The 6,786-nt window shown below is 63.0% G+C and carries 6 protein-coding genes and 1 pseudogene; 5 read left to right on the top strand and 2 right to left on the bottom strand.

The genetic code is table 11. The features are described from left to right. The first annotated feature begins 85 nt into the window (after positions 1-85). The 3 genes from tauA (at position 86) to IB279_RS35980 (ending at position 2,804) form a co-directional block, all read left to right on the top strand. Positions 86-1,093: a taurine ABC transporter substrate-binding protein gene (gene tauA / locus IB279_RS35970; RefSeq protein WP_159416017.1), complete on the top strand. Its 1,008-nt coding sequence runs from the start codon at positions 86-88 to the stop codon at positions 1,091-1,093. 71 nt (positions 1,094-1,164) lie between these two features. Continuing rightward, entirely contained in the window at positions 1,165-1,956 is a 792-nt protein-coding gene (locus IB279_RS35975; RefSeq protein ID WP_192341189.1) for a taurine ABC transporter ATP-binding protein, read from the top strand. Next, positions 1,953-2,804: an ABC transporter permease subunit gene (locus tag IB279_RS35980; protein ID WP_168711307.1), complete on the top strand. Its 852-nt coding sequence runs from the start codon at positions 1,953-1,955 to the stop codon at positions 2,802-2,804. The genes IB279_RS35975 and IB279_RS35980 overlap by 4 nt, the downstream gene beginning before the upstream one ends. 10 nt (positions 2,805-2,814) lie before the next feature. Here IB279_RS35980 and IB279_RS35985 read toward each other — a convergent pair whose 3' ends face one another. After that, positions 2,815-4,221 carry an FAD/NAD(P)-binding protein gene (locus tag IB279_RS35985; RefSeq protein WP_192341191.1) on the bottom strand — a complete coding sequence of 469 codons (1,407 nt, stop codon included), beginning with the start codon at positions 4,219-4,221 and terminating at the stop codon, positions 2,815-2,817. 312 nt (positions 4,222-4,533) lie between these two features. Continuing rightward, complete coding sequence (locus IB279_RS35990) at positions 4,534-5,139, bottom strand: alpha/beta hydrolase (RefSeq protein ID WP_060610811.1); 606 nt, start codon at positions 5,137-5,139, stop codon at positions 4,534-4,536. A gap of 418 nt (positions 5,140-5,557) precedes the next feature. Here IB279_RS35990 and cysT point away from each other — a divergent pair, with 418 nt between their 5' ends. Continuing rightward, positions 5,558-6,418 (top strand): sulfate ABC transporter permease subunit CysT, encoded by an 861-nt coding sequence (gene cysT / locus IB279_RS35995; protein WP_064817029.1) that lies wholly within the window; start codon positions 5,558-5,560, stop codon positions 6,416-6,418. Then, positions 6,408-6,786, top strand: a pseudogene (gene cysW / locus IB279_RS36000) (sulfate/thiosulfate ABC transporter permease CysW); the annotation flags it as partial. The gene cysT and the pseudogene cysW, both read left to right, overlap by 11 nt.

Below are 6,786 nucleotides of genomic sequence, written 5' to 3' on the forward strand. Positions count from 1 at the left end.
ATAATTTATCTACATAAAATCCATGCTTTTAATCAACATAATGTCAGGACTTCCCGAGGAAGCCGCAACCGTTGAGGAGCATACGATGACGATCCGCAGACGCACCCTTCTTGCCGCCAGTGCCGCCCTCTTGGCGGCGAGCCAGCTTTCCCTTCCAGCCCATGCGGACGAAACGACGCTGACCATCGGCTACCAGCCCATCGTCGAGCCGTCGCGCGTGCCGCAGGCAGACGGGACCTATGAGAAGGTGACCGGCGCCAAGATCACCTGGCAGAAATTCGACGGTGGCGCAGACGTGATTGCGGCACTTGCATCCGGGTCGATCGACATCGGCTATGTCGGATCCTCTCCGCTGGCCGCCGCCGCGAGCCGCCAAATTCCGCTCGAAACAATCTTCGTCGTCGGCCTGATCAGCGACGCAGAGGCGCTGGCCGTCAAGGGGATCGACAAGCCGGAAAAGCTTGCCGGCAAGAAGATTGCAACGCCCTTCGTCTCGACAGCGCATTACAGCCTGCTCACCGCCTTGAAACACTGGAACATTGACCCGAAGGCGGTTGAAATCCTCAACCTCCGGCCACCGGAGATCGCCGCGGCATGGCAGCGCGGTGATATCGATGGCGCCTATGTCTGGGATCCGGTTCTCTCCGAAATCAAGAAGACCGCGACCGTGCTTGCGACATCGAGCGACGTCGCGAAATGGGGCGGACCGACCTTCGACGCCTGGATCGTCAGCAAGAAGTTTGCCGAGGAACATCCTGAAATCGTCACCGGCTTCGTCAAGGTGACCGGCGACGCCTATGCGGACTACCGCGCCAAGCCGGAGGCCTGGAGCGCGGGCTCGCCGCAGGCCGAGAAGATCGCACGGCTCACCGGCGCAAAGCCCGAGGAGGTGCCGAACCTGCTCAAGGGCTATTACTTCCCCTCGCTCGAAGAGCAGGCGAGCGCTGATCTTCTCGGCGGCGCGACCGTCAAGGCGATCGCCCAGACCTCGGCCTTCCTGCTCGAACAGGGCAAGATCCCGGCAGTCCTCCCCGACTACGCGCCCTACGTTTCCGCCCGCTGGGCGCAGGAAGCGGCAAAGCTCTCGTTCTGACGTTCACTCAATTGCTGCCCGCCCGGATGAAATCTTCGGGCGGGCGCACTTTGCCATGCCAGGAGAACAGCATGTCCGTCCTCTCGCTTGAGAATGTCACATTGCGATACGCGGCCGATGCCGGCCGGAACACGCCGGTGCTTGCATCGATCGATCTGTCGATCGACCACGACGAGTTCGTTGTCGTCATCGGCCGCTCCGGCTCCGGCAAGACCAGCCTTCTCAATCTTGCTGCTGGCTTCGTGAAACCCAGCAGCGGCCGCGTTCGGCTCGATGGCGCGCCGGTCGCCGGCCCAGGGGCAGAGCGCGCCGTCGTGTTCCAGGACGATGCGCTCTATCCGTGGCTGACTGCCCTCGACAATGTCGCCTTTCCCCTGCGCCTGCGCGGTTTTTCCAAGGCGGATCGGCTGGTGCGGGCGCGAACCCTTCTCGATCAGGTCGGGCTCAGCGATGCAGCCGAGCGGCATGTCTGGGAACTGTCGGGCGGCATGCGCCAGCGTGTCGGCATTGCCCGTGCGCTTGCCTCCAGCCCGAAGTTTCTGTTGATGGACGAGCCGCTCGGCGCGCTCGACGCGCTGACCCGCAGCCGTATGCAGGGCTTTCTTCTGGACATATGGCAACAGAATAGAGTCGGCGCCCTCCTGATAACCCACAGCATCGAGGAGGCGCTGCTGCTGGCAACGCGGGTTATCGTGCTTGCCCCCAATCCCGGCCGGATCACCAGCGAAATCTTCACGACCTTCGGCCGCGATCACCTCGCAGGGACACCGCTTTCGGAAATCCGCAGCTCAGCCGCCTTTCGCCGGCTGCAGGACGAATTGACCGTGCTCATCCATGCCGAAGAAGAAGGAATTGCCGCATGAGCATCTCGGTTGAAGGCCTGCCGCCTATCATGCCGACGGCACGCCACCTAGACGAGCAAGCAGAACAGAGCGCCGACCGACCACCATTGCCGCTTGTCTGGATTTCGCTCGCGACAATTACGGCACTGCTTTTCCTCTGGAGCCTTGCCTCCAGCTATGGTTTCGTCTCGCCGCTGTTCCTGCCGTCACCGGTTGCCGTCTACCAGGCACTCCGGAGCCTTGCCATCACCGGTTTTGTCGATGCGACGCTCGCTGAGCACGTCGGCGCCAGCCTGCTGCGGATCTTCGGCGCGCTTGCCGTCGCCCTCGTCGCCGGCATTCCCGCCGGCCTTGCCATCGGAGCGAGCCGACTCGGCAAAGGCATCCTCGATCCGATCGTCGAATTCTTGCGACCGCTGCCGCCGCTTGCCTATCTTCCCCTGGTGATCATCTGGCTCGGCATCGGCGAAGCGTCGAAGATTGCGGTGATTGCACTGGCGATGTTACCGCCGGTCATCCTTTCGACGGCAACGGGCGTCCGTTCCGCATCGGCCGATCACGTCAATGCGGCGCGCTCCTTCGGCGCGTCGCGGCTGCAGGTGCTGCGCCATGTCATCGTGCCGAGCGCCCTGCCCTCGATCCTCACGGGAACCCGTATCGCGCTCGGCGCCGGGTGGTCGACGCTGGTGGCGGCCGAACTCGTCGCCGCAACTCGCGGCCTCGGTTTCATGATCCAGTCCGCCGCCCAGTTCCTTGTGACCGACGTGGTCATCGCCGGCATCGTCGTGATCGCCGCTGTCGCCTTCCTGTTCGAATTGGCGGCACGCCTCATCGAGCGCTGGCTGGTGCCCTGGGCAACGCGGCGTTAAGCGGCAAGCCTTAGCCAGTCTTCAGAGTGACCCGGTTCCGGGTTGCGATCAGTCGCGCCGCGGCATAGGTCTGCGTGACGATTTCCGGCACGAGATCGATGTCGGGCAGGCTGCCGACGCCGAGCGGCCCGATTGCGTAGAGATCGCGCGTCGGGCCTCCGCCCGCGAGCACTTCGCCCGCCGGGCTGACGGCAATGCCGAGATCGAGTTCGTCGGGCTCGGCAAGGCCGCCGGAAAAAAGGCTCTGCATCAACGGCGCCTGAAGGTCAGGCGCCGAACAACGACAGTCGATCACCTGGTCGGCTGACAGCAGCGTCTCCTGGCTTTCACCGGCAAAGCGCACCATCAACCCTTCCGGACGGCGCCGGCCGGCCCAACCCTTGCGTAGCACGGTCCGCTCGCTGGCAAGCTCCTGCCGGAGACGCAGGTAGAGGGGTGCCGGCAGGCGATTGCGGTGGCTGTCGTAGATCGACCGCAGGTGCCGGTTAAAGCGATGTTTTTCTTCCTCAGGCAGCGCCTGCCACAAGGACCGCGCCCGTCGACGCAGGCCGTTCATGGCCGCCTGCCAGCCGAGCCCTGCTTCTTCTGCCTCGGCACAGGCCTGCCGGACGAAGCGAACGATCTCGCCGAGCCGCGTCGGCATCGGCTCGACCGGAAATGTCGGCGCTGCCGAAAGACGGGTATGCGGCTGCGGCAGGAAACCATGGCGGGAGAGGATGGTGACCTCGCCGGCAAAGCCGTTATCGCGAAGCTGCAGCAGGCGGTCGACCACCCGGACTCCGCTACCGAGCAGGACCGTGTGGCGCGGCACGACGAGACGACGGGCGCGCACCAGTGGCTTTTCCTCGTCGGCAACTTCCATCTCGCCGCGGCGCAAACCAAAACCAGTCGCCAGCACAACGGCGTCGCATTCCACCGTCGCGTTCTCCTGCACCACGAGAAAGCGCCCATTAGCCTGCTTGCGAAGACCAAGCACCGCCTGACAGGAGAGCTGCATCGAAATATCCGGCCGGCGCGTCAGCGCCTCGGAGAAGCGCTGGTAAACATAGTCGCTGAAGATGCTCTTCGGCACGAAGATCTGCTGGAACCCGGGAATGGCGGCCGGCACGGCGGCGCGAAACTCGGCATTGGCCGAGAGCCAGTCGTTGAAGTCTTCGGGCTGACCGGCGGCCACCGAAAGGTCGCGAACGCGGCTGTTGAGGATTTCGCCGCTCTGGGCGGCGGCCAGGACCTGCCCGCCACTGATCGTCGGTTGCGGATCGAAGAGATGGACGTGAAAGGCGGCCCGCACAGACTTCATCAGGGCGATAGCCATCATTACACCGGAAAAACCGCGGCCGACGATGGCGATATGCGGCTTGCCCGTGGAACTCATTTCCGTCGGAGACGTCTTGGCAAACAATCCATGGACAGTCATGTGCACTCTCCTATGGCCGGCCCCGCCGGCAAAGTTTGAAATGCATGGCTGTTTCGGTCCTCAACGCAGACACCGACCGAATTGTGAGGGTATCGGCGACCATCTGCAGGGTCGCGAGAAGATATCGTCCGCCGCAAGGACGGTCGAGCCCGTATGTCCTATCCCGGCTGGCCTGGCACCTTGGCGCATGCGCATCCCTAGACGGTATACTCTATAAACTTTGTGCGTTATTAGAGCGCGAAACGGCGCCGACATCAAGGGCCGTGTGACACGACCACGCAAAGCGGTCTCCGTCGCCATGCTCTGGAGCGTTCAAGCCACGCCGTTTGGCAAGGGTAACTGCTCTGAAAATTCGCCCGGCTGCGCACGTGCAAACTCCCGACGCGAAATCCCGTTCAACACCCTCAATAGGTCATAGCCATGCGACCAGCGGCCAAAACCACTGGCAATGTTGATGTGCCCGGCATGGCCAAGATCGACGAGGCGGCTCCCCCAGCGGGTCGAAAAATGACGCAGGCGGTCGAAAGGCATATAGGGGTCGTTCAGGCTGCCGACGACGAGGCTCGAAAAAGGCAAGGGCAGGTCGGGCATCGACCCGAAGTCGATGGCGCCCGGATGAAGCCGATCGGTCGGACCGAGATCGCACGGCGCGACGAGCAAGGCGCTGCGCACCTGCCGGGCGAGCGGGCGCCGCACGAGATTGGCGACCAGAAGGCAGCCGAGGCTGTGGGCCACGAGGTCGACGGTTCCATGCCGGAAGATCTCGTGTTCGAGCCTGTTGCGCCAAAGATCGAGCCTCGGGCGATCCCAATCGTCCTGTTCGACAAGAACCGCCTGCGGATTGTCATTGAGCCAATGGCGCTGCCAGTGGCCGCTGCCCGATCCGAACAGCCCGGGAATGATGAGCGTTGTTGCCATGACATCAGCCGCTTACGAGAATGTTTCAAAGTAACGGCCGCGCATTCTGCCGCGCCCGATTCATGGCTTGATTATGGAAGAGCGGGACAAAGCGCGTAAGCAAGGAACATTCAATATCTATAAATTCTATAGCATAACTTTTCAGCTGCATCGTTTGCCTTCCATCATTTTAGATGTCAGGCATGGAACAAAGTTGGGAGCAGAGTGTTTCTTGAGACGCGGTCAGAAGCGAAAATCAGTTTCCCTTCCGGCCGCCGAAGCGTCAAAAATTTGCGTTGTTGGAGCCCATGAAATTGGTAGTTTGGCGCCGAAAGATACCGGCGCTCGAACAAGCCGGCCAACCGGCGGTTTGAAGATCGGTTTGGATGAGGGGATAGCGCAGCCGCTCGCGGCTGCGGGGCTAAGAGGTGACCGAAAGGTGACGGAGCGACGCAATGGGAACCGGTGGCGATTTCGCCAGCCGAGTGTTTTGCCTGGATTTGGATTGTCGCTCGGGATCACGCTGAGCTGGCTGGTTCTGATCGTGTTGATCCCGTTGTCGGGTCTGGTGTTTCGCGCCAGCGGGCTCGGCTGGGCGCAGTTCGTGGCGCTGGCGCTTGATCCGCGCACGCTCAATGCCTTGAAGATCTCCTTCGGCACGGCCTTTATCGCTGCCGTTATCAATCTCGTCTTCGGCGTCATCCTCGCCTGGGTATTGGTGCGCTACCGGTTCCCCGGCAAGCGGGTGATCGACGCCATGGTCGACCTGCCCTTTGCGCTGCCGACCGCGGTGGCCGGCATTGCGCTGACGACGCTCTATGCCCCGAACGGCTGGATCGGCCAGTTCCTGGAGCCGCTTGGCCTCAAGATCGCCTTCACCCCGGCCGGCATCGTCATTGCCCTGATCTTCGTCGGCCTGCCCTTCGTGGTCAGGACCGTGCAGCCGATCATGGAGGAGATCGACAAGGAAGTGGAGGAGGCCGCCGCCACCCTTGGCGCCAGCCGCTTCCAGACGATCAGCCGGGTGCTTTTGCCGGGGCTCTTGCCAGCCGGCCTCACCGGCTTTGCGCTCGCCTTTGCCCGTGGTGTCGGCGAATACGGCTCGGTGATCTTCATCGCCGGCAACCTTCCTTATGTCTCCGAGATCGCGCCGCTGCTGATCGTCATCCGGCTCGAAGAGTTCAACTATGCGGCTGCGACAGCAATTGCCGCGGTCATGCTGGCGATCTCGTTTGCCATGCTGCTCCTCATCAACTCGATCCAGGCCTGGAGCCGGCGGAGATATGTCTATGTCGCATGACCTGACCGCCGCTTCAGCACCCAGTCCCGGTCTCAGTCCGGCTTCCGGCCCTCGCGCCGCCCTGCCGGAACTGGCCGCCGCCACCTCCGAAAGCCGCTTTGCCCGACTGACGCTGACGATCACCGCGCTCGCCTTCGTCGCGCTGTTTTTGCTTTTGCCGCTCGCCGCCGTCTTCACCGAGGCGCTGCGCAAGGGCGTGACGGAATTCGTGCTGGCCCTTGGCGATGCCGAAACCTTTTCGGCCATCCGCCTGACGCTGATCGTCGCCGCCATCGCCGTGCCGCTCAACCTCGTCTTCGGCGTGGCCGCCGCCTGGGCGATCGCCAAGTTCGAGTTCAAGGGCAAGGCCTTCCTGACGACGCTGATCG

The organism is Ensifer sp. ENS06, assembly GCF_014852205.1.
Lineage (GTDB): Bacteria > Pseudomonadota > Alphaproteobacteria > Rhizobiales > Rhizobiaceae > Ensifer > Ensifer adhaerens.